This is a genomic window from Stenotrophomonas sp. YJH_SMC_82, assembly GCF_059368875.1.
In genome coordinates, this window is the sequence record NZ_JCAFSE010000006.1 from 1 (window position 1) to 25611 (window position 25611).

A 25611-nucleotide genomic window follows, 5' to 3' on the forward strand; every position below is an offset into this window, starting at 1 on the left:
GCCCCAAACGTTGCTGCGCAACGTTCGGGCCCCTCCCCTTGCCGGCCTCTCCCCGCCCCTGTCGGGGCAGCCCCTCAACAGAGGGGCTTGTTGCTCCAGATCCATCAATGGGTTTCCGCCGTGCGGGGATGCCTGGTCGGCTGTACCTCGCAGAAGCCACTGGCGGGAGATGCGAAGTGCGCTGCGCGCGCTTCGCCCCAAACGTTGCTGCGCAACGTTCGGGCCCCTCCCCTTGCCGGCCTCTCCCCGCCCCTGTCGGGGCAGCCCCCCAACAGAGGGGCTTGTTGCTCCAGATCCATCAATGGGTTTCCGCCGTGCGGGGATGCCTGGTCGGCTGTACCTCGCAGAGGCCACTGGCGGGAGATGCGAAGTGCGCTGCGCGCGCTTCGCCCCAAACGTTGCTGCGCAACGTTCGGGCCCCTCCCCTTGCCGGCCTCTCCCCGCCCCTGTCGGGGCAGCCCCTCAACAGAGGGGCTTGTTGCTCCAGATCCATCAATGGGTTTCCGTCGTGCGGGGATGCCTGGTCGACCGTCCCGCTTCCACGTTCGATGGCCGTCCAACGACAGGATCTGCCCCACGTCGTGGCACCCCGCGCTTCCTGTCCACGCCCTGACCACTGGCCGTGCCGTGGCGATGCAACGACACGCTGGCACTCACTGCCTGTTGCTATGCTCGGGCCACAGGGGATTGATGCCCGCTATCGGGCCGGATGAGGAACATCAACATGCGGTATTTCATGACGAAGCTAGTGATCACCTCCGCCTTGCTGATCGGCAGCGGCACCGCAGTCGCACAGGGCGGCGGTGCGGCGCAGTTCGGCGCACTGGGAGGCACGCATGCAGGCAATGCCCTGGCGTGCGGCGCAACCCCGGAACAGGCCGCCAAGCTGCGCGCAAGCCACAAGGCACAGGCAAAAACCGTGTTCGGCGCCGAAGCAGGCTTCGACCAGGCCTATGACACGGCCGAAGCGCAGACACAGAAGAAGATCACCGATGCCTGGAAGAAGGGCCAGTACAAGCCCACCAGCGAAGTCTGCAACGAACTGATGAAGCAGGTGCGTTCATGACGCAGAAGCACGGATCGACGATGTCCGCAGTGCGCGCGAGCCTGTTGGCCGCCAGCCTGGTACTGGCACTGGGTGCCTGCAAGCGCGCTGGCGAAGCGCCTGCAGAGGGTGGCGCTTCCTCGGCCGCACCTTCCAGCACCGCAGCCGAACCATCACCGCAGGCGGCTGCGGCCACGGATGGAAGCCAGAAGGCCGCAGCGTTCAATGTTGCCGAGCTGCCCGTATCGCAGGCAACGATCGGCAGCTTCCCTTATCTCGGACTGCCGCAGGGCTACACCAGCCAGGACGTCGTAGACAGCGAATTCGATCGCGTACCGTTCTGGACCGGCGATCGCGTGGAATGGATTGAAGGCAAGGTTCATTCTTCGGTCCTGCAGAGCAGCACCGATCACCCTTATTCGCAGCTGGAGCTCAGCCGCAATGTACAGAGCCTGGTCGAGGCCCTGGGGGGCAAGCGCATTTTCTCCGGCACCATACCGGCCGATGCATCGCGTGACATCGGCAACAGCAAGGCGGCGACCACCTATGTCGGCGGCATCGGCGACATCTACAATGAACCCGCAGAAACCTATGTCATCCATCGCGAAGATCGCGATATCTGGATTCACCTGGGCTCGGGTGGAAACTCCGTCGGCCTGCTCGTCGCAGAGACAAAACCGGTGCAGATCACGGCCAAGGTCATTGAAGCGGACACGCTGAAACAGGCACTGGACAGCAGTGGCAAGGTATCCATCCAGGTGAACTTCGCAACCGACGCCGCCGAGATCCTGCCCGATTCGGAACCGCAGATCGCACAGGTCACCCAACTGTTGAAGGCCGACCCACAGCTTCGCCTTTCCGTTGAAGGACACACCGACAACAGCGGCAGCCAATCGCACAACCAGGCGCTCTCGCAGGCGCGTGCGGAGTCGGTGCGCACGCGTCTTGTCGGCGGTGGAATCGCAGCCGAACGCCTGAGCGCGAAAGGCTATGGGCAGAGCCAGCCGGTCGCCGACAACGCAACCGAAGAAGGGCGCCGCGCCAATCGTCGCGTGGAACTGGTCAAGCGCTGATATCACCACGACGTTACTGCGTTGAAGCACTCCGGAAAAAGCACATGCCCTGCATGTGCTTTTTTCTTTTCCGCGCCGCACGGTCATTTGTTTTGCCGCGGATGCAACGAGATAAAAACACGCGGATCTCTCATCCCGTTCGAACAAGAAGCAGGCCGTGCACGCGCCCTCTGTAGCGCGCCAATATTCCGGCACCACAAGCCGCCTGCGTGACACAAATATGTCAGTTAAGTGTTAATTTCCTTAACGAAAAGCGGTGCATCTAGCTCAAATTTGACGTGATTATGTGCAGACAATTGTTAATCTGCAATGTGCATCACATTTTCAAATATTTCATTGCATATCGGAAAAACCTGACTTGTATCGTCAATTTTCTGTCGATAGGCTTGGCCCCGTTCTCGAACAAGCGACAAATTTTCGACGAACCAGGGTGTGAGCTTCCTGTCTTTACCTCGCCCTGCCATTAATCAGGATCCCCCAGCGGACACGCCGAATATCCCGCACACCCGGGAGGATTCCTGCCATCAAGGAGGAAATACATGGAACGCAGCCGTCGTCACATCCGTTTTTCCCGTAAGCAGGCCGGTCAGGGCATGACCGAGTACATCATCATCACCGCGCTGATCGCCATCGCCGCGATCGGAGCCGTCACCTTCTTCGGAGGCACGGTTCGCAGCCAGGTGGCAGGCATGTCGAAAGAACTTTCCGGCCAGAGCGCGACGCAGTCGATCAACCGCGCCAAGAACCAGGCCAACAGCGCCCAGCAGGAAGCTGACAAGACCAAGGGCATGGACGCGTACAAGAACAAGTAATACCCCAGCCCTGGCGGCATGAAGCCGCCAGGGCCCTCCCAGCATAATCTCCCTGCGCGCACCGCACGCGGCGCGCGACGGGCAGCCATGGCCTCCGGCCCAGGAATTCGTTATGCGCAGCGCATTGGCTTTGGCACGAAGCCGTGCGGCCCGGGGCGTTTCCAGCCACCGAACGGTCGCCGGCCAAGCAATGGTTCTCGGGCTGGCACTCATTCTGGTTCTATGCATCGGGATTGTCCTGCTGTTCAACACAGGGCAGGTGGTGAACAAGAAGGTGGAGCTGGTCAATGCGGCCGACGCCGCCGCCTACAGCGTTGCGATCCAGCAGGCACGCGCACTGAACTACGCGGCCTACATGAACCGTGCCCGCGTTGCCAACGAAGTGGCCGTGGCACAGACGATCAGCCTCTATTCGTGGCTGAACCAGATGCACACCACCTCCATCGTCATCCGCACCACGCTGGATGTGCTCTCCGCCATTCCCTACATCGGCGTGGTGTTCAAGGCATTGGCAACCGCCTTCAAGGTCGCCGAACGCATTCTCAAGGTCACCCGCCAGACGTTCCAGCCTGTCGCGCAGGCGGCCATCATCGCCATCGACAAGCTCAACATGATGTTCGCCGCCTCGGTGCAGCTCGTCATCGAGGGCGTATCGCGGCTGGACAGCTACACCATCGCCAAGGATGTGCTGCAGCGGAACTCACCGCAGGCACAACTGGGCACCATCGGAACCGCGGTGCTCGGCACGCAACTGGCCACGGCCGAGAACCGGCTGCTGCAGCGCTACAGCATTCCCCGTACCGCCAACGGTGGCTCGGCCACGCAGCGCCAGGGCGCCGACCGCTTCCGCAATGTGGTGATGCAGTCGCGTGATGGCTTCAGCAAGAGCCGCAGCGATGATTTCCTCGGCTTCCTGGTGCAGTCCGGCGGCACCGACATGGTCGACTACAACCGATGGGCAGCGCTGGACACCATGGCCGTCGAGCTTCCGCTGCCATGGCCGCTTTCCGATATCGATATTCCGGTCGGCTGGGGCGGTGCGCAGGCCGTGGAAAGCTATCGCAACCAGCGCTTCCTCAACGGCTTCGGCAACGGCAACGGCTGGTACTCGGACTGGGACCGCCGCCGCTACCGTCCGTATGGCGAAGCGGTGCGCCGCAATCGTGGCGCGGCGTGGATTGTCGACCGCAGCCAGGATGCCAACGTGCGCTTCGCCAATGGCCAGCATCGCAAGGCCTTCTTCACCGGCTACAACGGCCTGCGCGACTATCACGACGTCAAGGCCGGGCAGGCACTGCAGCCCTACGCCGAGAATGATCGTGACCGCGACAAGGTCGGCCCGGTCTTCACCATCTATGCCGAGACCGCCGGCACCAGCGCGCGCACCACGTCCGGCGCCGGCATCGGCGCCCCGGCCGGCTCGCAGATGGAACTGCCGGACAGGATGGCCAACAACAAGATCGCCGCACTTTCCTCCGCGCAGGTGTTCTTCGACCGCCCGGTGCAGCTGCGCATGTTCAGCCGCGATGACCGCAAGCGTGAAACCGGAAACCTGTTCAGCCCTTACTGGCAGGCACGACTGGTCAAGACCGATGCCACCACCAAGGCTGCCCTGGCGGCAGCCGGAGCCTTGATGCCATGACGTTTGCTGTTTTCAATCGCCTGCACCTGTCGATCGCCACACTGCTGATCAGCGGCTGTGGCAGCGCGGCGGACAACGGCGAGCCCGCCGCTGCCAGGAACATGCCGGGCATCCATCTTGACCAGATTGCCGAAACCCTGGTGGATGGACGCAACGCGGCGCGCACCAGCTACCAGCAGGCACTGAGCGACTGCCAGGCGGCAGGATTGCCGACCCGCGCACTGGATGACGCCGATGTCGCCCGCCTGGGAACCGTCCGTTACGAAGCCTGGCTTTCCAGCAAAGAGGAAGTGTTCCGTACCCGCGAGTGGCGCCTGCTCAACGATGGCCCTGCGACCAGCTGCCAGTTCCGGCTGGAGGCTACCGGCCTGCAGGAGACCCAGAGCGCCTCCGGCGTGGAGCAGGTCGATCTGGCAACGGGAGAGCGTAGCCAGTCCCCCGCCGACAGCGACGGGCTCACCCGCTTTGCCGCCGAAGCCGACGAAGGCAGCGCCTCTCCGGGCTTCCAGCGCGCGGGCAACCGCAGGGTCGCTGGCCAGCCGTGCAACGTGTGGAAGGACGAGAACGGAAGGTTCAGCCAGTGCGTGTGGTCGGCTGGTGCCAGCTGGGGCTTCACCCCCGGTGCACTGAACGACTACCGGCCGAGCCGCTACGCCATTGTCCTGGAGCAGGAACCCCTCGACGGCAATGGCACCCGCCTGACCACGCAGCGCATGACGGTGGGCCAACCCTTTGAACGCGGCGACCTCGAGGTACCGCGCGAACCGTCCTCCCAACGATGACCTGCTGAGGTAGCCATGGACAGGGAACGCCCATTCCGCGGCGCGCGTCGCCAGCGCGGCCAGAGTCTCACCGAAGTCGCCGTGCTCTGCGCCGTGCTGGTGCCGATCTTCCTGCTGATCCCGATCCTGGCCAAGTACATCCACGCCCGCCAGGCCACCCAGCAGGCCGCGCGCGCGATCGCCTGGGAAGCCACCGTATCGCCGGACTACAAGCTGCCGGCCAGCGGCCGCCAGCGCGATCTTGCCGTCGACCGCTATTTCGGGCCTGCCAACGATCCCATCGTCAGCCAGGCGCAGACCGGCGCACGCGATGCCGCCGTCGGCGACGTCCTGATGAATACCTTCTCCAACCAGCCGCTGGTGCGGCGCGGTGACCTCGCCCTGGTCTCCTACACCAGCACGTCGGCAGGCGGCATGATGAAGAAGATCGGCGACGTGACCTCGATGTTCGGTTCGTTCCCGCCCAACCGCAACGGCCTGACCCAGGCCCAGCTGCGGTTGGATGTGCAGGATCTGAAAAGTGCCAACGGCAGTGCTGCCGCCTATCTGGAACCCTTCGATTCGCTGGGCCTGAAGCTGCAGGCCACCCATGTGGTGCTGGCCGACCCCTGGAATGCAGCCGGTTCCGGGCTCAAGGTCAACTCGTCACGCTCGGTGATCGCGCAGGTCAAGCCACTGGTGCCATCCCAGCACATGGCGGGCATCGCCAAGGCGTTTGACGGCCTCTCCGGCATCCCGATGATCGGGACGCTGAGCAGGCTTGATCCCGGTTACATCGCGCCCGACGTGGTGCCTGTCGACAAGTTGCCTGCCTATGCGCCGTCGCGTTGACCTGCTGGCGGCACTGGCCGCGCTGCTGTTCGCCTGGCCTGCGCTGGCCGCGTCCTGGCCGGACATTCCCGAGCCCGAGGGCGCGCAGAGCGAGTGGGTGGCCAAGGACATGCTCTACAACGGCCTGCCCATGCGCATCTCGCGCTTCACGTCCGCATTGCCGGTGTCGTCCATCGTCAGCTACTACAACCGCGAATGGCCCGGGCAGACCGTGATCAACGAGGTCGGCGGCAAGACCGTGATCGGCCACGCACACGGCGAGTACTACGTGACCATCGAGGTATCGGCCAAGGGCAGTGGCAGCCAGTCACAGATCGGCATTACACGCCTGCTCAAGCGCAAGCCCGATGCCGCGGCCGGCGCCGATTTCCCGAAACCGTCCGGGACGCAGGTGATCAATGACATCACCTACCTGGACACGCCCGGGCGCAGCCTGTCCATGGAAAGCACGCTGTCTCCGTTCCAGACCGATGCCTTCTATGCCAGCCGCCTCCCTGCGGACGGCTGGAGCCGAAGTTCCGGCCCTGCGGGGTGTTCGATGATCGCGCTGCAGTGCGTTGTCCGCTACAGCAAGGGCAGCCAGGAAATGACCATGACCTTCAACCGGCACGAGCAGGGAACCTCGATTGTCGTCAACCAGTCGCAGCACTGAGACCACCGCCATGAGAAAACGCATTCCCCCGTCCCTACGCCGCCAGCGCGGGGCCGCACTGATCGAGTACGCCGTGGTCGCTTCCGTCGGTGTCCTGGTCCTGGTCGCCGAGCCGAACATCGTGCTCGAGCTGATCGATTCACTGCGCAAGGCGTACCAGGGGTTCACCTACATGCTGTCGATGGGAGTCGTATGAAGGCGCTCCCGCTGAAAGCCAACCGCAACGTCGTCTTCATCATCATCGCCCTCGCGCTCGGCCTGTTCGCGGCCCTGGTCGCCGTGCGCTACGTGCAGAAGGCAGTGAACGAGCGTGCCGCTCCGCCGGTGGAAATGGTGCCGGTAGCCGTGCCCAAGACCGACATGGAGCCGGGCAGCATTGTCACCGTTGCCGACCTTGCAGTGCGCGAAGTCCCCGCCGACCTGCCGCCTGCCGATGCGATCACGCCGGACAATGTGTCCGAGTACAGCGGCCGCATGCTGCGCGCGCCGATCCGCGAAGGTGCACCGCTGGGTGCCAGTGCACTGGTACCGCTGTACGACCAGTTCTCGCGCGTGATCGCCAAGGGCAACGTGGGCTACACCCTCCAGGTGGACGAGACGAACTCGATCTCCGGCATGATTGCTCCCGGAGATCACGTCGACATCCTGCTCACCGTCGAGCAGGAACAGACCGGTGCCCGGGTGCTGCCGCTGCTTGAGGACATCAACGTTCTGGCAACCGGCAACCGCGTCGGCGAAACGCCGGCCTCGGAAGACCAGCAGGGCTATTCGAACATCACTCTGGAACTGACACCGGCACAGGCGCAGCGACTCACGGTCGCCGCCAAGGCGGGTTCGATGCGGGTGATGCTTCGCCAGGTGGAGGATCGTGGTGCGTTCGGCCTCAGTGGCATGACGCAGAGGGAACTGCTCGGCAACGGCACGCAGGGTCGTGCTGGCGTGCAATTCATCATTGGGGGCAAAGGGTCGACGAATGCGCAGCAATAATGGAATCCGCAGCCTCATCGCCGCCACTGCGGCCATCGCTGTTGTCACCTCGCCACTGCTGGCCGTGGCACAGACCACCGGCACCCAGCTGACCCCGGTACCGGTCATGGCCGCACCGCGCCCTGCTGTCCAGGCGCAACCGCAGCCCAACACCAACCATGCACCGGTACCCGGTGGGCAGAGCGCCTTCCCGGCGCCGGTTCCCGATCCCGCCTATCGCACCAGCGCATCGGCCATGCCTGCGGTGCCGCTGCCCACCCGCGCCCGGATCTATGCCGGCCAGGCCGCCGTCTACACGCTGCCCAGCGGGCTCAAGCGCGTGGCCGTCGGTAGTGGCGAGATGCTCGAGGTCACCAACGTCGGCCCGCGCGACCTGATCATGATGGGCATGAAGCCCGGCTCCACCACGGTTCACCTGTGGCTGCAGAACGGCAAGCAGCTGCAGGTGCAGGTGGACATCTCCGAGAACGATGCCGTCAGCCTGGCCGAGACCATCCGTACCCTGCTGGCCGACGTGGAAAAGATCAATGTGCATGCGGTCGCCGACCGTGTGGTCATTACCGGCCAGGACATCAACCCGGGCATCGGCAGCCGCATTGATGCGATCCAAAAGATCTACCCGACGGTGTTGAATTTCACTACTGCCGACCCGGTGGGCATGCGCCCGATGGTGCAGATGGACGTGAAGATCATGGAATTCGACACCAATGCGCTGGAAGAACTCGGCATCCAGTGGGACAACGTCATCCGTGGCCCGGTGGCGGGCATCGTCAAGGATTTCACCAACAACAACTACTACCGCATCAACCCCGAGCAGAGCCCGGCCAACGGCGTGCTGCTGCCGAACAAGCTGCAGGGAACCCAGGCCTTCTTTGGCATCGCCACGCAGATCGGCTCGGCGATCAACCTGATGATGAACAAGGGCAAGGCGTTCCTGCTGGCCTCGCCCCAACTCAGCGCCCGCAGCGGCGGGCAGGCCAAGTTCCTGGCCGGCGGCGAAGTGCCGATCCCGGTTCCGCAGGGCTTCGGCCAGGTCACCGTCGACTACAAGGAATACGGCATCAAGCTCGACATCGAGCCCCTGGTCAACTTCAACCAGGACATCTCCACCCGCATCCTGGCTGAGGTCAGCCGCGTCGATCCGACGGTGACCGTGCAGGGCGTGCCTGGCTTCACCACCCGCCGCACCGAGTCGGAAATCAACGTCCACGCAGGGGAAACCATCGTCATCTCCGGGCTGATCGACTCCAGCGCGCAGCAGGATGCCAAGCGCCTGCCGCTGCTGGGCGATATCCCGATCCTCGGAAAGCTGTTCCGCTCCGATGGCTTCCGTGGCAACCGTACCGAGCTGGTGATGTTCGTTACTCCGCGCGTGGTGACGCCGGGCTCGCAGGAAAACCTCGATGGCCTGGAGCGTGCGCGACAGATCCAGGAGCGCGGCCAGCAGGCCATGCCGCGCCGGAACAAAGATTTCGTGCAGTGACCGGAGCCGTCGCATGTTCAACATCCTCATCGACACACCCAACCGCGACCAGCGACGTGTCCGCTGCCTGCACCGTGAATGCGGGATCGGCCGTGGCGACGGCAACCTGGTGGTGCTGCAGGGCTGGAGCATCGCCCAACGCCATGCGGCGCTGAAGCGCGAGGACCAGGGCATCTTCATCGAGAGCCTGGGAGGCCGCTCGCCGGTACTGGTGAATGGCGAACAGGTCAAAGGCAGCCGTGGCCCGCTCACCTGCCGTGACCGCGTGCAGATCGGCGACTACCTGCTGCAGGTGGTGGACGACGACCCGCCGGCCGAACCCCTCGCCGATGCTGGAAGTTTCAATGCGGGCGCGGCCAACGATGTACCGGTGGACGCCACGCCCGCACCGGCACCCGCACCGGCGCAGCCATCCAGCGAACGCCAGCTGGCGCGGCCGGAGCAGCTGCCGCCGGACATGGCGGTCTATCGTGCAAAGCTGCATGCCTCGCTGGTCAAGCAGATGGACCTGCGCCGGCTTGACGTGCGCAGCATGGACGATGAGTCGCTGCGCAACGCCACGATCAAGCTGATCGATGAGGTGATGCAACGGGAGTTCTCCGAGCTGCCCAAGACGATCAACCCACGCAGGCTGGCCAAGGAGGTGCTCGATGAGGCCATCGGCCTGGGCCCGCTGGAAGACCTGATCGACGATGCGACGGTGACGGAAATCATGGTCAACGCGCACGACCAGATCTTCATTGAACGTGCGGGCCGGATCGAACGGTCCCCCATTGTCTTCACCAGTGACCGCGCGGTGCTGTCAGCCATCGAGCGCATCGTGACGCCCCTCGGTCGCCGCATCGACGAAAGCTCGCCGATGGTCGACGCGCGGCTGAAGGATGGCTCCCGCGTCAACGCCATCATTCCGCCGGTGGCGCTGCGCGGTCCGAGCATCAGCATCCGAAAGTTCGCCAAGCGCAAGCTGGAAGGAAAGGACCTGCTCACCTTCGGTTCGCTCAGCCAGCCGATGCTGGAATTCCTGATCGTTGCGGTGCGCGAACGGCGCAACATCGTCGTCACCGGCGGCACCGGCTCCGGCAAGACCACCCTGCTCAACATCCTTTCCAACTTCATTCCCGATACCGATCGCATCGTCACCATCGAGGACGCGGCCGAACTGAAGCTCGTCCAGCCCAACCTGGTTGCCCTGGAAGCGCGTCCTCCCAACATGGAAGGCAAGGGCCACATTTCCATCCGCGACCTGGTGCGCAACGCGCTGCGCATGCGCCCGGACCGCATCGTGGTCGGCGAGTGCCGCGGCGGCGAAGCACTGGACATGCTGCAGGCCATGAACACCGGCCACGAAGGATCGCTGACCACCGCCCATGCCAACAATCCGCGCGAGGCGCTGTCGCGCCTGGAAGTGATGGTCATGATGTCCGGCATGGAGCTGCCGATGACGGTGGTGCGCGAACAGATCTCGTCGGCAGTGGACCTGATCGTGCACCAGAAGCGCTTCCCCTGCGGTTCGCGCAAGGTCAGCCACATCACTGAGTTGACGGGCATGGAAAGCGGAACCATCCAGCTGCAGGATGTGTTCCTGTTCAAGGCACGCTCCACTGCCGGACGCGATGGCAAGGTGGTGGGCGAGTTCGTCGCGACCGGTGCAGTGCCGGAGTTCTATGAAGAGCTTGCCGAGCGCGGCGTCGCCGTTGACCTGGACATTTTCCGTACCGGGGGACGGCGGAATGAGTGACATCCTGCTGATCGCCCTGCTGTGTTTTGCCTGCGTGACGGGCTCGGTGCTGTTGCTGGCGCGTGCCAGCTCCGGCTTCATGGACCGTTACCGCGCCAACTTCATGGACCAGGCGCGGGTCAATCTGGCCGACATGTTCCTGTTCGTCGACCCGCGCGTGCTGTTCAGGACCAATGTCCTGATGCTGCTGGCGATTCCCGTGCTGCTGTGGATCGTCACCGGCGGTAACCTGCTGCTGCCGATCCTGGCCCTGATCCTGCTGGCCATAGCGCCACGCAAGATCTACCTGTGGCTGAAGCAGCGCCGCCTCGACCAGATCCAGCAGCAGTTGCCCGACGGGCTGCTGATGCTGGCCGGCAGCCTCAAGGCCGGCGTCGGCTTCAATCCTGCGCTGGAAGCACTGGCCCATGACGGCCTGCCTCCGCTGGCCCAGGAGCTGGCACTGGTACTGCGCGAGCAGCACATGGGCGTGCGCACGGAGGAGGCGCTGGACAACTTCGCCGCCCGCGTGCCCATTGCCGACGTGAAGCTGTTCGTGGCCGCCGTCAGCATTTCGCGCGAGGTTGGTGGCAATCTCGCCGAGAGCCTCTCCACGCTCGCCGAAACGCTGCGGCGCAAGCTCATCATGGAAGGCAAGGTCAAGGCACTTACCGCGCAGGGGCGCCTGCAGGGCATCGTCATGGCGATGCTGCCAGCCGGCCTTGTCGGCTTCCTCGTGCTGTTCTATCCAGAAACGATGAACCCCATGTTCCACACCTTCATCGGCTGGTGCGTCATGGCCCTGATCGGGGTACTGGAATACCTCGGCTACCGCATGTGCCGCAAAATCATGACGATCGATATATGAACGCCCTGCTCATCCTGGTCGCACTGCTTGCCGCTGCCGCTGTTGGGCTGCTTGCATTCGCGCTGCGCGGACTGGTGCAGTCGGTCGAGGTGGACCAGCGCAACTACCAGGATCCGCTGCCGCTGCTGCTGCGCATCCTGTGGCCGCTGATTACGGTCGCTACGCGCCTGGCCGGGCCGCGCCTGTCCTCGGCACAGCTGGAGCGCGCGCATCGCAGCCTGCAGTCGGCCGGCCAGGACTTCGTGCTGTCACCGGAAGAACTGTATGGCGCACGCATCGTCTCCGCCGCCGTGGCCAGTAGCTTCCTGTTGCTCACCATCATCCTGCTGGGCCGGTTCGGAGTCGGCTCCGTGCTGATGGCCCTGGCATTCGGCGCACCGTTCGGGTGGATGTATCCCACGCTGTGGCTGGGCGAACGGCGGAAAGCGCGCTCCAAGCATGTGATCCGCGACCTGCCTATCTTCCTCGACTTCATCACCATGGCCGTCGAAGCGGGCCTGAACATCACCGGTGCGATCGAACAGTCCGTCGACAAGGGTCCACCCGGTCCGCTGTCACAGGAGTTCTCGCGCATGTTGCGTGATCTGCGCGCCGGCCTTCCGCGTGCCGAAGCGCTGCGGCGCATGTCCGATCGCGCCGACATTTCCCAGTTGACCAGCTTCACCAGCGCCTTGATCCAGGCGGACCGGGTGGGTGCCAGCCTGAGTGACACACTGCGCTCGCAGGCCATGCAGCGCCGCGAAGAGCGCTTCCTTCGCGCCGAGAAGCTGGCCCTGGAAGCGCCGGTGAAGATGATGCTGCCGCTGGTGCTGTTCTTCTTCCCGCTGATCTTCGTCGTCCTGGCCTACTTCATCTTCCTGCAGATGAAGCAGCAGGGCATCCTGTGAGTCCGCGCACATGAGAACCGGCGCCCTGATCCGCAACCACCAGCAGTTGCTCAGCTGCGTCTGGCATGCCGATCGCTGGCACCAGCGGCTGCGCGGCCTGCTGTTGCGCGCGCCACTCCAGCCTGGGCAGGGCCTGCTGATAACCCCCTGCTCGAGCGTGCACACCCTGGCCATGGGGTATCCACTCGACCTGTTGTTCCTGGACCGCGATCAGCGCGCCGTTGGCTGGCGCGAGGCCGTGCGCCCATGGCGCGGCGCCTGGTGCCGCGGCGCCTACTCGACGCTGGAAATGCCGGTGGACAGCCTCAGGCATATTGCCCCGGTGCTGGGCGAGACGTTCCAATGGTGCCCTTCTCCGCCTGCGGCACCGCCATCCACGAGGGCGTTGCAATGAAGCACATCCGCACATCCATCCGCCAGCAGCGGGGCCAATCGCTGATTGAATTCTGCATCGTGGTTCCGGCCTTCGTCTTCCTCATACTGGTCATCTTCCAGTTCGTCCTGATCTATCGCGCCAAGTCGCTGCTGGATTTCGCCACGCTGCAGGCCGCGCGTGCCGGCGCGGTCAGTGGCGTCAATCATTCCGAGATGCGCAGCGCACTGGAAATGGCGATGGCTCCCCTGTACGCGACCTCGCCGGATGCCGCCGGTGCCGTCGCCGCCCGCGCCAAGGTCGCCCTGCTGTGGAAGAACCCGTTGCTGTCACCGAAGATCGAGGTCATTTCACCCAGCCGCGCGGCGTACAACGAGTTCCGCGAGCGCCAGTTCGATGGGCGCTATGCGCTGCCGAACGACAATCTTGCCTTCCGCGATGCACGTGTCGGCAGCAGCCGCGTCAGCGTGCAGGACGCCAACATCCTCAAGATCAAGGTCACCTATCCGATGCCCCTGATCGTTCCCTTTGCCGACCGGGTGATTGCCGGTCTTTCAGACCTGGTCAGCGAAGGCGACAGCTTCCGCCCGGCCTCGATGCTGATCGAGGACCCGATCACCGGCCATCGCCGCATGCCGATCGAGTCCTACGCGATCGTCCGCATGCAGAGCCCCGTGCATGACAGCAACAACCTGGCGCGCTGACATGCAGGTGCTGCTGGCCAGCCTGTTGATGGCAGCAACCTGGGCCGTCGCCGCGCAATCCACGGACGCTGCTGACAACGAACCTCCACAGGCGCGATTGCTGGCACGCGCCTATGGCCTGGGCCCACTCGGTCCAAGCTCGCCTGGTGGTGAGGTCGAGGTCGAGATCCGTTTGCGCGGGCCTGCCATCCGTATTGATTTCCGCGGCGACAATGCGCCCGATGCATGGCTGACCACCCAGGGCCAGCGCGGCCGGGCATGGCTGGTGAGCGAACGCGGCAACTACACGCTGCCGGTCGCCGACGCCAGTGGTCCCTACTGGTACGATCCTGCCGCCCCATGCCACACGATCGGAGGGCGCTGCTCTCCCGCACCCGGCGAGTTCATCCTGGGTCGCCTCGCTGCCGGCTGGCGCTATGACAATGCGCAGGGCCCTGATGGCACCACCTCCGGCACGTTGTGGATCGATACCCGCACGGGCCTGCTGCTGGGTTACCGCGGACGCACCGGCAACCAGCGTACCGAACGCGGCCTGCGGGTTACCGAGGTCACATTCGATGAGGTGCCGTCGAGCCTGTTCGACCCGCCCGCCGGATTGCGGCGACGCACGCAGGATGCGGCGAACTGAGCGAGGTGGTTGCAGTGCCGACACCGTGGCGCGGGAGGTCTCACTCCCTCCGCGCCGGTAGATCCACGCAGCGCGTGGATCTACCGCTGGCCCGCCCCCCTTAGAAGCCTACCCGCAGGTTGATCTGCCCGCCGACATCGCGGCGGCCATCACCGTGCTGGCCCTGCACGAACATCGACAGCTGGCTGTTGCGACCCAGGCCGACCGCCACGCCGAGCTGGCTGACCAGCGCATTGCGTGCCATCACCGCGCTGTAGACATCGAAGGCATCGCCACCGACCGCGAAGCGGTTGCGGCTGGCCACATCGGTGTCACCCGATGCATGCTGCCAGCCCAGGCCGACGGTCAGCTGCGCCGGGAAGCGCGCGCCGCTACCCACGTCCCAGCGGCCCCGCACGCCCACCGTGCTGACGTTGAGCGTGTCCTTGCCGCCTTCCAGCACCAGTGCGGCACTGCCACCCTGCTCCAGCGCACGATCACTGTCGACCCAGTGCCGGGTGAACTGCACGTACGGCTGCAGTTGGGTCCTGCCATGGGTCCAGGTCCAGCTGCCTTCGACCTGGGCGATGGTCACGTCCGAATCCTGGCGGCTGTACAGGGTCTGGCCCAGCAGAGGCGCTTCACGCGTGGTGCGCGTGCGGTAGTCACCGCGCGACACGCTGCCACCGACCGCAAAGCCGTTGTTCCACTGTCCCTGTGCATACAGGCCGAACGTGTTGCCGCGCAGGCGGGCGCGCGAACTGCGATCGTACAGGCGCGTATCCAGCCGTTCGTTGCCGGCCGCCGCACCCAGCACCACGTGTTCACCCAGCTGCCAGTCCACACCCGCCATCACCGCATTGCGGTTGGAACGGATCTCATTGCCATTGCCATCGCCATCCTGCTTGAACACCTTGCCGCTACCAGCCAGCCAGGCCGAGGCACGCTCACCACGCACGGTCGGCAGCTCACTGCCCAGGCGTTGGCGGATGCCCTCTTCCAGATAGTTGTCGTACAGCAGCACCGCGCGGCTGGCCGCGTGCACTTCGCCGGACAGCTGGTCGAATGCGCTGCGCGCAGTGCCGGCGTCATACAGCAGCACCGTGTTGTACAGGCCCAGCGCCGCGCCACTCTGCGGCAGGCTGTCCAGCGCCGCAGCGGTGTTGTACTGGTTGCGCGTGTTGGCCACGGTGGTGAACGCCGCTGTCTGCGCCACGTCGATCTGCAGGTTGGCGGTGTTGGCGGTGTAGACCGGGGTGATGGTCAGGAAGGCCGACGGCGAGTTCGCCGAGGCGAACTGCCCGCTCACCCCACCGCCCGCATTGATCACCGTGTACTGCTGGCCCTGCTGGTAGCTGGTGCTCGGCGAGATGGTGTTCACCTTTACGGTGCTGCCACCCACGTTGGCGCTGCCGCCCACCTGTACCGTATCGCTGCCGCTGGCACCCAGATCGATGCCCAGCGTGCTGCCCGGCGACAGGGTCAGGTTGCCACCCACGGTGATCGTGCCGGTGCCATTGCCTGTGCCGCTGCCGTTGCCCGGGCCATTACCCGGCGACAGCACGCCACCACTGGACACCGTCACGCCACCGCCGGTGCCACCAATGGTGCCGGTGCCGGACAGCGTGGTACCGCTGCCGATGGTCCACTGGCCGCCGATGGTGCCGGTGACATTCAGGCCGCCGCCGGTGACCTGGCCGGTACCGTTGAAGCCACCACTGTTGCCGCCGAGGTTCAGGCCACCGGGGCCGGCCTGCACGATGCTACCGCCGCCGCTGATGCTGCCGCCCAGCGTGGTGGTGCCACCGGTGTTGATCACCAGGCCACCGTTGTTGGTGATGTTGCCGGTGATCGCGCCGCTGGCCCCACCGTTGCCGACCTGCACCGTGCCACCGGCGTTGATGGTGGTGCCACCGGTATAGGTGTTGTTGCCGGTCAGGATCACGGTGCCGGTACCGGCCTGGGTAAGGCCGCCGCTGCCGCTGATGGTGCCGCCGACGGTGCTGTTGCCGCCCACGTTGAACACCAGGCTGCCGTTGTTGCTGACGTTGCCGGTGATCGCACCGCTCGCGCCACCGTTGCCGACCTGCAGCGTGCCGCCGGTGTTGATGGTGGTGCCGCCGGTATAGGTGTTGTTGCCGGCCAGGACCACGGTGCCGGTGCCGGCCTGGGTCAGGCCGCCGCTGCCGCTGATGGCGCCGCCGACGGTGCTGTTGCCACCCACGTTGAACACCAGGCTGCCGTTGTTGACGACACTGCCGCCGATCGCACCGGTCGCGCCGCCATTGCCAACCTGCAGCGTGCCACCGGCGTTGATGGTGGTCGGGCCGGTATAGGTGTTGTTGCCGGTCAGGGTCAGCGTGCCGCTGCCGGCCTGGGTCAGGCCGCCACTGCCGCTGATGGTGCCGCCCAGCGTGGTGTTGCCGGCCACGTTGGACAGCAGCGTGCCATTGTTGGTGACATCACCGACGATCGAACCGGTCGCACCGCCATTGCCCAGCTGCAGCGTGCCACCGGCATTGATGGTGGTACCGCCGGTGTAGCTGTTGGTGCCGGTCAGCAGCAGCGTACCGCTGCCGGCCTGGGTCAGGCCGCCACTGCCACTGATGGTGCCGCCCAGCGCGGTGTTGCCGGCCACGTTGGAAATCAACGCACCATTGTTGGTGATGTCGCCGGCGATGGCGCCGGTTGTACCGCCATTGCCCACCTGCAGCGTGCCGCCGGCATTGATGGTGGTACCGCCGCTGTAGGTGTTGTTGCCGACCAGGGTCAGCACCCCGCTGCCGGCCTGGGTCAGGCCACCACTGCCACTGATCGCGCCGCCGACGGTGGTGTTGCCCGCGACGTCGAAGACCAGGCTGCCGTTGTTGGCGACATTGCCGGTGATCGCACCGGTGGCACCGCCATTGCCCACCTGCAGCGTGCCACCGGCATTGATGGTGGTACCGCCGGTATAGGTGTTGTTGCCGGTCAGGGTCAGCGTACCGGCACCGGCCTGGGTCAGGCCACCGGTGCCGCTGATGGTGCCGCCCAGCAAGGTGTTGCCGGCCACGTTGGACACCAGCGCACCGTTGTTGGTGATGTCACCGACGATCGCGCCGGTCGCACCGCCATTGCCCACCTGCAGCGTGCCGCCGGCATTGATGGTGGTACCGCCGGTGTAGGTGTTGTTGCCGGTCAGCACCAGCGTGCCACTACCGGCCTGGGTCAGGCCGCCGCTGCCACTGACCACCGCACCCACGGTTGCCGTCGTGCCCAGGTTGTAGACCAGGCTGCCATTGTTGGTGATGTCGCCCAGCACCGAGCCGGTGCTGCCGCCATTGCCGATCTGCAGCGTGCTGCCACCATTGATGGTGGTGCCGCCGGTATAGACGTTGTCGCCGCTCAAGGTCAGCGTGCCGGTGCCGCTCTGCACCAGGCCACCAGTGCCGCTGAGCACACCGCCGAAGGTGGTGCTGCCGTTGTCGCCGCCGGTGGTCAGGGTCGCACCGCCCAGCACCACGCTGGATCCGGTCACGCCGGCCAGGCCACCGATGCTCTGGCTGCCACCGGCACTGATGTCCAACGTGCCGGCACCGGACAGGTTCACCGTGCTGGCACCGGACAGGCTGCCACCGGCCGCCACCGCCAGCGTGCCGCTGTTGATGGTGGTGGTACCGGTGTAGGTGCTGGCGCCGCCCAGGGTGACGGTTGCCGCGCCATCTTTCAGCAGGCCGCCAGCGCCGCTGATCGGGCCATTCAAGGTCAGCGCGTTGCTGCCCGCCAGGGTCAGCGTGCCATTGGCCAGCTGCACGGTGTTGGCCAGGGTCAGCGCGCTGGTGCCGTCCAGGCTGGCGTTGCCGCCCACGGTCAGCGCGCCGGTGCCCAGCGAACCGTCGTTGCCCAGCAGCAGGCCACCGGCATTGAGGGTCACGCCGCCCGTGAAGACGTTGACGCCAGTCAAGCCCTGGATGCCTGCGCCGTTCTTTACCAGGCCACCGGCCCCTCCGATGGTGCCGGCGAACGTGGTATTGCCCACGCCATTGAGGGTCAGCGTGCTGCCGCCCAGCGCAACGGTCGAACCCGCCACGCCTGCCAGCGAACCGATCGCCTGCGCACCACCCGCGCTGATGTCGAAGGTGGTACCGGCATTGGCCAGGTTCACCGCACCGGTCGCCGCCAGGCTGCCACCGGCGCCGATCGCCAGCGTGCCGGCGTTGATGGTGGTACCCCCGGTGAAGGTGTTGGTGCCGGTCAGCGTCTGGGTCCCCGAGCCTTCCTTGATCAGGCCACCCGAGCCGGCCAACGAACCACTGAACGTGCCATTGCTGGCATCACCGATCGTCAGCGTGTTGGCCCCCAGGTTCACCGTACCGTTGCCGACCAGTGTGCCGAACTGCTGCGTGCCGCTGCCCGCCGACAGATCGAAGATCGCACCCGAGGCCAGGTTGACGATGCCACTGGCGTGCAGGCTCGCGCCAGCGCCCAGTGCCAATGTACCGGCGTTGATGTTGGTGCCACCGGTGTAGGTGTTGGTGCCGTTCAGGGTCAGCGTTGCGGCTCCCTCCTTGGTCAGGCTGCCGGTGCCGCTCAGGTTGCCGTTGAGGGTGAGGTTGTTGCTGCCGAGGACGGTCAACGCGTTGTTGAGGGTGAAGTTGTTGGCGAGGGTGACCGCTGTGTTCGAATCGAGCGTCGCAGCGCCCGCGACCGTCACCGCACCGGTGCCCAGCGCAGCATTGTTGCCGACCACCAGGCCGCCGGCGTTGAGCGTTACGCCGCCGCTGAAGGTGCTGCCGCCGTTGAGCGTCTGCACGCCTGCACCGTTCTTGACCAGGCCGCCGTTGCCACTGATCGCACCGCTGAAGGTGCTGTCCACGGTGCCGCCCAGGGTCAGCGTGCTGCCACCCAGCGCCACCGTACTGCCGGCGACGCCGGCCAGCGAGCCGATGGCCTGGTTGCCCGCCGAAATGTCGAACGTGCCGGCACCGGCCAGGTTCACCGCGCCGGTCGCGGCGAGGCTGCCACCCGCGCCGATCGCCAGCGTGCCGTTGTTGATGGTGGTACCACCGGTGTAGGTGTTGGCACCGCTCAGGGTCACGGTGGCCGCACCGTCCTTGACCAGGCCGCCGGTACCGGAAATCACACCGCCCAGTGTCAGCGCCCGGCTGCCAAGCAGGTCGAGGTTCGCGCCCGCTGCGAGCCCGATGTTGTTGGCCAGGCTGACGCCTGTCGATGCATCCAGCGTCGCGTTGCCGCCCACTGCCAGCGCACCGCTGCCGAGCGCAGCGTTGTTGCCGACCACCAGGCCACCACCGTTGAGTGCGACGCCACCACTGAACAGATTGGCGCCTCCCAGTGTGAGGACGCCGGCGCCATTCTTGACCAGGCCACCGGTGCCGGAAATCGCGCCATCGAAGAGGCTGTTGCCCACACCACCGAGTGTCAGCGTCTGTGCACCCAGGCTCACCGTCGAGCCCGCCACGCCGTTCAACGAGCCGATGGTCTGGTTGGCACCTGCGGTGGAGATATCGAAGCCGGTGCCTGCAGCGCTCAGCGTCACCGCGCCGGTGGCTGCAAGGCTGCCGCCCGGACCAATCGCCAGCGTACCGGCAGTGATGAAGGTGCCGCCGGTGTAGGTGTTGGCACCGGTCAGCGTCTCGATGCCCGTACCGACCTTGGTCAGGCCACCCGTGCCTGCGATCGAGCCACTGAAGGTGCCATTGGTGGCGCCGCCGACTTCGATCGAGTTGGCGCCGAGGTTCACCGTACCGTTGCCGACCAGGGTTCCGAACACCTGCGTGCCGCTGCCGGCAGACAGATCCAGCGTGGCACCTGTGGCGAGGTTCACGGTACCGCTCGCCGCCAGGCTGGCACCGGCCCCCAGCGCCAGCGTGCCGGCGTTGATGTTGGTGCCACCGGTATAGCTGTTGATGCCATTCAAGGTCAGCGTCGCGCTGCCGTTCTTGGTCAGGCTGCCGGCACCGGAAAGGACGCCGTTGAGCGTCAGTGCGTTGGTCCCGAGCACGGTCAGCCCGGCGTTGAGCGCGATGTTGTTGGCCAGCGTTGCCAGGCCGGTGGTATCCAGCGTGGCAGCACCGCCGACCGTCAATGCACCGGTGCCCAGCGCCGCGTCATTGCCGAGTACCAGCCCGCCTGCATTGAGGGTCACGCCGCCGCCAAAGGTGTTGGCACCGGACAGCGTCTGTACGCCCGCGCCCACCTTGACCAGCCCCCCGCCGCCACTGATCACGCCGTCGAACGCGGCGTTGCCGGCCGTACCGAACGTCAATGAGTTTCCGCCCAGCGCCAGCGTGCTGCCGCCCAGACCATTGAGTGCGCCGATGGTCTGGCTGCTGCCGGCACCGGAGATATCGAAGCCGGCGCCCGCCCCCAACGTGACGTCACCCGCCGCGGCCAGGCTGCCGCCCGTGCCCAGCGCCAGCGTGCCGGCATTGATGGTGGTACCGCCGGTGTAGGTGTTGGCACCGGACAGCGTCAGCGTGGTAGCGCCGTTCTTGATCAGGCTGCCATTGCCGCCGACCACGCCCGACAGCGTCAGCGCATTGCTGCCCGGCACCGTCAGTGCAACGCCCGAGCCCAGCGTGACCGCATTGCCGAGCGTCACTGCCGCGCCCGCATCCAGCGTGGTGCTGGTATTCACCGCCAGCGCGCCGGTACCAAGCGCACCATCCGCACCGACGACCAGGCCACCACCGTTCAGGGTCAGGCCGCCAGCGAAGGTGTTGGTGTTGTTGAGGGTCAGCAGGCCCGTACCGTTCTTGACCAGGCTGCCATTGCCGGCCACCACGCCACCGAGCGTGACATCGTTGCTGCCGCCCAGCGTCAGCTGCGTGCCCGCACCGAAGTTCACTGCATTGGCCAGGTTCAACGCCACCGTGCTGTCCAGCGTGGTGGTGCCACCGATGCCCAGCGCACCGGTGCCGAGCGCGCTGGCATTGCCGAGGATCAGGCCACCCGCGTTGAGTGCAACACCGCCACTGAAGGTGTTGGCACCGGACAGCGTCTGCACGCCGGTACCCGTCTTGACCAGGCCGCCAGTGCCACCGATCACGCCGGCAAAGCTGCCGTTGCCGGCGCCGCCAAAGGTCAGCGACTGCGCGCCCAGCGCCAGCTGGCTGCCTGCGACGCCGTTGAGTGCGCCAATGGTCTGCGCGGCACCGGCTGCGGAGATGTCCAGCGTCGCACCGGCACCGGCAAGATCCACCGCACCGGCCGCGGCAAGGCTGCCACCGGCCCCCAGCGCCAGCGTGCCGGCGTTGACGGTGGTGCCACCCCCGAACGTGTTGGCGCCAGACAGCGTGAGGCGCGCCGCGCCATCCTTGATCAGCCCGCCGGCGCCGAACACCGGACCGGTCAGCGTCAGGTCATTGCTGCCCAGCACGGTGAGGTTGGCGCCGGCGGCGAGGCCGAGGGTGTTGCCCACCGAAAGCGCCGCAGTGGCATCCAGCGAAGCGTTGCCGCCCACGTCCAGCTGGCCGGTACCCAGCGCCTGTGCGTTGCCAAGCTGCAGTACGCCCGCGTTAAGCCCGACGCCCCCGCTGAACGTATTGGCGCCGTTCAACGCCAGTGTCGCCGCACCGTTCTTGACCAGCCCGCCGGTGCCGCTGATGACGCCCCCCAGCGACACGTTCTGGCTGCCCAGCAGATCCAGCACCGCACCGGCGCCGAGGTTGACGCTGTTGGCCAGGTCCAGCGCCACCGAACTGTCCAGCGTGGTATTGGCCCCCACCGACAATGCACCGGTGCCCAGCGCGCCGGCATTGCCCAGCAGCAGGCCGCCGCCGTTGACGGTCAGCCCGCCACCGAAGCTGTTGGCGCCATTGAGGGTCAAGGTGGTGGCACCGTTCTTCACCAGCCTGCCCGCACCGGACACCACCCCACCCAGCGTGATCGACTGCGAACCCGGCAGCGACAACGCGGCGCCTGCACCCAGTGCCACGTTGTTGCCCAGGTTCAGCGGCGCACTGCCGTCGAGCGAGACGTTGCCACCGATGCCCAGCGTCCCCGTGCCGAGTGCGCCGCTGTTGCCCAGCAGCAGGGCGCCAGCGTTTGCGTTCAGTCCACCACTGAAGGTGTTGGTACCGTTCAAGGTCAGTGTCGCCGCGCCGTTCTTGACCAGGCTGCCGGTGCCCGTGATGTTGCCGGCCAGGGCCAGGTTCTGGCTGCCCGGCAGGGTCAGGACCGCGCCGAGGTTGATCGCATTGCCCAGGTTCAACGCTGCCGTGGTATCCAGCGAACCGTTGCCGCTGACCGTCAACGCCCCGCTGCCGATCGCACTGCTGTCGCCCAGCAGCAGGCCACCCGCCGTCAGATTCACGCCGCCACTGAAGGTGTTGGCGCCGCTCAGCGTCTGCACGCCGGTGCCCTGCTTGATCAGGCCACCGGTGCCGCCGATCACGCCGGCGAACGTCTGGTTGGTGGCATCACCGAAGGTGAGCGTGCTGCTGCCCAGCGTCACCGTGCTGCCGGCAATACCGGACAGCGCGCCGATGGTCTGGTTGCCGCCGAGCGAGATGTCCAGGTCCGCGCCAACGCCGGCCAGGCTGACCGCACCGCCGGCGGCCAGGCTTCCGCCGCTGCCCACCGCAACCTTGCCGGCATTGATCGCCAGGCCGCCGGTGAAGGTATTTGCGCCACCCAGCGTAAGCGTGGCGGCACCGTTCTTGACCAGGCTGCCGGTGCCACCGATGGCGCCGCCCAGCGTCAATGCGTTCGAGCCCAGCACATTGAGCGAGCCACCCGCGCCCAGCGTGATGCCATTGCCGACCGCAAGCGCCGCGCTGGTGTCGAGCGACACCACGCCACCAACATTCAGCGCACCGGTTCCCAGTGCTCCAGCGTTGCCCAGCACCAGGCTGCCGGCATTGAACGCCACGCCGCCGCCGAAGGTGTTGGCGCCATTGAGCGTCAGCGACGACGCACCGCTCTTGACCAGGCCACCGGTGCCACCGATCACGCCGTTGAACGTCAACGCCTGGTTGCCGAGCAGATTGAGGCTGGCACCCGAACCGAGGTTGACCGCGTTGGCCAGTGCAAGCGCCCCCGTGGTTCCATCGAGCGTCACGTTGCCGCCGACACTGAGCGCACCGCTGCCCAGCGCAGCAGCATTGCCCAGCAGCAGGCCGCCGCCGTTGAGTGCCACGCCGCCACTGAGGTTGTTCACGCCCGACAAGGTCTGCACGCCGGTGCCCAGCTTGACCAGGCCACCCGTGCCTGCGGCGAACGTGCCGCTGTAGCTGGTATCGCCCAGCCCCGCGAGGGTGAGCGTGTGGCTGCCCAGGTTGACCGAACCGCCGAGGCCCGCCAGCGAACCGATGGTCTGGTTGGCGGCCGCCGACAGGTCCAGGGTGGTACCGACGCCGACCGTGATCGCACCGGTGGGTGACAGGCTGCCGCCCGCGCCCAGCGCCAACGCGCCTCCGGCCAGGTTGAAACTGCCGGTCAGCGCATTGGCGCCGTTCAAGGTGAGGGTGCCGGCGCCGCTCTTGGTCAGGTTGCCGGCACCGGAGATCGAACCGTTCAATGACAACGCATTGCTGCCGAGCAGGTTCAGCGAGCCCCCGCCATTGATCACCAGATTGTTGCCCAGGGTGAAGCCCGCCGTCGTATCCAGTGAAGCGCTGCCACCCACGGTCAGGTTGCCGCTGCCCAGTGCACCGGCATTGCCCAGTACCAGGCCGCCGGCATTGAGGTTGACGCCGCCGGAGAACAGGTTTGCGCCGCCGAGAGTAACGATGCCGGTGTTGTTGACCGTCAGCCCGCCAGTACCGGACAGCAAGCCCCCCAGGCTGAACGCATTGGTCCCTGCCAGGGACAGATTGCCACCAAGGCTGAAAGCGTTGGCCAGGTTCAGACCGGCCGTGGCAGAGGCGATGGCACCGCCGTTGGCGGTGAACAGCCCTGTGCCGAAGGAACCGGCATTGTTGAAATTGACCAGGCCATCATTGAGCGTGCTCGTACCTGCACCCGCCCACGCACCCTGCAGGTTCCAGGTGCCGCTGTTGACGGTGAGCTTCTGGAAGTTGAGGTACTGGTTCCAGCCCAGCGTGGTCACCGCTCCGCCGGTGCCGGACCCCGGACCGCTGACGACGTTCTGCAACACCAGCGTGTTGTTGGCCGCACCACTGCCGGTACCGGCGTCGACCGATCCCGCAGCCGCAACCTTTACCCCGGTGACACCGGTAATCACGCCGGCAAGAGCGCTGCCGCCGCCGCTCACAACGCTGGAACCCGACACTGCGGTGAAGGTGTTGCCGCCGCTTGAATCACCCAGGTGAACGCTGCCACTGACCGCCCCCGCATTGAGGAACGTGTTACCGCCAGAAGCACCCAGGCCGACGCGTCCGTCGATGGTGCCTGTGTTGGCCACATTGGCGGCTGCACCACCATAGGTCACCACCGTGGTCGCGTCGGAAACGCTGCCTGCACCGATCAGCGACGTGCTGATCAGGCCGGCGTTGTTGATGGTGGTGGTGCCGTTGACATTCTGTGCCACCAGCGCCTGTCCACCGAAGCCCAGCAGCGTTGCGATGTTGACGACACCCTTGATCTGTCCGCTGGCGTTGTTGTTGACGACGATCGCGCTGTTGTTGGCAGAACCATTGCCGATGACCAGGCCGGGCGAGGCGAGGATGATCGAGCTCGGATCGATCGTGCCATTGTTGTTGACCGTCACGTTGTCGCCGGTCAGCGTTGCTGCGTTGCCGCCGCCTACGATCGGCGGCGTACGCAGCAATGCACCCGCGTCGATGTTCAGCGTGAGGCCGTTGGTCGCGTTGGAGTAGTTGTTGATGCTGGTGGTGCTGTCGCAGTTTACGGTTGTGGTGCCCGTGCACGCTGCGAATGCCGATCCGCTGGCCAGTGTGGCGGCCAAAGCCGCCGCCAGCTGGTGCGCCCGCAATCGCGGCACCCGCCCTGCGCTGACCGCGCTTCCGCCGGGGTTCTGGGCGACCTCCGAAGCAACCTGCATTACCCCAAGGGCACGATTGAAAACCAGACGGTAAATGCGGTTCATCGGTAAATCTCCATGAAAAGACCGGATGGCACAGCTGGCAGGTTTTTTGGAGACAATGCGGCCCACCCCGGCTCCCCGAACGGGAACAAGGCCTGAAGGCATTAACTCCTGAAAATCTTCACATCTTCACGCGA

The 25611-nt window shown here is 65.9% G+C and carries 17 protein-coding genes; 16 read left to right on the forward strand and 1 reads right to left on the reverse strand.

Going from position 1 to position 25611, the window contains the following annotated elements; all coding sequences use genetic code 11:
• Positions 1–736 precede the first annotated feature (736 nt).
• From AC5P53_RS19360 to AC5P53_RS19435, 16 genes are all read left to right on the forward strand, one after another.
• The gene (locus tag AC5P53_RS19360; protein WP_126411778.1) at positions 737–1066 is read left to right on the forward strand and encodes a hypothetical protein; all 330 of its coding nucleotides are present in this window, start codon (positions 737–739) and stop codon (positions 1064–1066) included.
• A complete protein-coding gene (locus AC5P53_RS19365; protein ID WP_495227496.1) occupies positions 1063–2118 on the forward strand; it encodes an OmpA family protein in 1056 nt (351 codons plus the stop codon). The genes AC5P53_RS19360 and AC5P53_RS19365 overlap by 4 nt, the downstream gene beginning before the upstream one ends.
• Positions 2119–2657: 539 nt before the next feature.
• Positions 2658–2930: a hypothetical protein gene (locus tag AC5P53_RS19370; RefSeq protein WP_014036176.1), complete on the forward strand. Its 273-nt coding sequence runs from the start codon at positions 2658–2660 to the stop codon at positions 2928–2930.
• 190 nt (positions 2931–3120) lie between these two features.
• On the forward strand, positions 3121–4572 hold the full coding sequence (locus AC5P53_RS19375; RefSeq protein ID WP_100449536.1) for a pilus assembly protein TadG-related protein: 1452 nt from the start codon (positions 3121–3123) through the stop codon (positions 4570–4572).
• On the forward strand, positions 4569–5354 hold the full coding sequence (locus tag AC5P53_RS19380) for a hypothetical protein (RefSeq protein ID WP_014646173.1): 786 nt from the start codon (positions 4569–4571) through the stop codon (positions 5352–5354). Before AC5P53_RS19375 ends, AC5P53_RS19380 begins: the two co-directional genes overlap by 4 nt.
• A gap of 15 nt (positions 5355–5369) precedes the next feature.
• Complete coding sequence (locus AC5P53_RS19385) at positions 5370–6185, forward strand: hypothetical protein (protein ID WP_241887191.1); 816 nt, start codon at positions 5370–5372, stop codon at positions 6183–6185.
• A complete protein-coding gene (locus AC5P53_RS19390; protein ID WP_014646172.1) occupies positions 6169–6837 on the forward strand; it encodes a hypothetical protein in 669 nt (222 codons plus the stop codon). Before AC5P53_RS19385 ends, AC5P53_RS19390 begins: the two co-directional genes overlap by 17 nt.
• Before the next feature lie 10 nt (positions 6838–6847).
• Positions 6848–7033 (forward strand): hypothetical protein, encoded by a 186-nt coding sequence (locus AC5P53_RS19395; protein ID WP_014646171.1) that lies wholly within the window; start codon positions 6848–6850, stop codon positions 7031–7033.
• Positions 7030–7824 (forward strand): Flp pilus assembly protein CpaB, encoded by a 795-nt coding sequence (gene cpaB, locus AC5P53_RS19400; protein ID WP_014036170.1) that lies wholly within the window; start codon positions 7030–7032, stop codon positions 7822–7824. The genes AC5P53_RS19395 and cpaB overlap by 4 nt, the downstream gene beginning before the upstream one ends.
• Positions 7811–9307: a type II and III secretion system protein family protein gene (locus tag AC5P53_RS19405; protein ID WP_014646170.1), complete on the forward strand. Its 1497-nt coding sequence runs from the start codon at positions 7811–7813 to the stop codon at positions 9305–9307. Before cpaB ends, AC5P53_RS19405 begins: the two co-directional genes overlap by 14 nt.
• Positions 9308–9320: 13 nt before the next feature.
• The gene (locus AC5P53_RS19410; RefSeq protein WP_495227497.1) at positions 9321–11045 is read left to right on the forward strand and encodes a TadA family conjugal transfer-associated ATPase; all 1725 of its coding nucleotides are present in this window, start codon (positions 9321–9323) and stop codon (positions 11043–11045) included.
• On the forward strand, positions 11038–11892 hold the full coding sequence (locus AC5P53_RS19415) for a type II secretion system F family protein (protein ID WP_014646168.1): 855 nt from the start codon (positions 11038–11040) through the stop codon (positions 11890–11892). The genes AC5P53_RS19410 and AC5P53_RS19415 overlap by 8 nt, the downstream gene beginning before the upstream one ends.
• On the forward strand, positions 11889–12779 hold the full coding sequence (locus tag AC5P53_RS19420; protein WP_049404978.1) for a type II secretion system F family protein: 891 nt from the start codon (positions 11889–11891) through the stop codon (positions 12777–12779). Before AC5P53_RS19415 ends, AC5P53_RS19420 begins: the two co-directional genes overlap by 4 nt.
• A 10-nt stretch (positions 12780–12789) precedes the next feature.
• The gene (locus AC5P53_RS19425) at positions 12790–13173 is read left to right on the forward strand and encodes a DUF192 domain-containing protein (protein ID WP_041863110.1); all 384 of its coding nucleotides are present in this window, start codon (positions 12790–12792) and stop codon (positions 13171–13173) included.
• Complete coding sequence (locus tag AC5P53_RS19430) at positions 13170–13856, forward strand: TadE/TadG family type IV pilus assembly protein (RefSeq protein WP_032958205.1); 687 nt, start codon at positions 13170–13172, stop codon at positions 13854–13856. The genes AC5P53_RS19425 and AC5P53_RS19430 overlap by 4 nt, the downstream gene beginning before the upstream one ends.
• Before the next feature lies 1 nt (position 13857).
• Positions 13858–14484, forward strand: a complete 627-nt coding sequence (locus tag AC5P53_RS19435) for a hypothetical protein (RefSeq protein WP_032958203.1) — start codon at positions 13858–13860, stop codon at positions 14482–14484.
• Positions 14485–14584: 100 nt separating this feature from the next.
• Here AC5P53_RS19435 and AC5P53_RS19440 read toward each other — a convergent pair whose 3' ends face one another.
• Complete coding sequence (locus AC5P53_RS19440) at positions 14585–25477, reverse strand: autotransporter-associated beta strand repeat-containing protein (protein WP_241887190.1); 10893 nt, start codon at positions 25475–25477, stop codon at positions 14585–14587.
• Between the last annotated feature and the right edge of the window lie 134 nt (positions 25478–25611).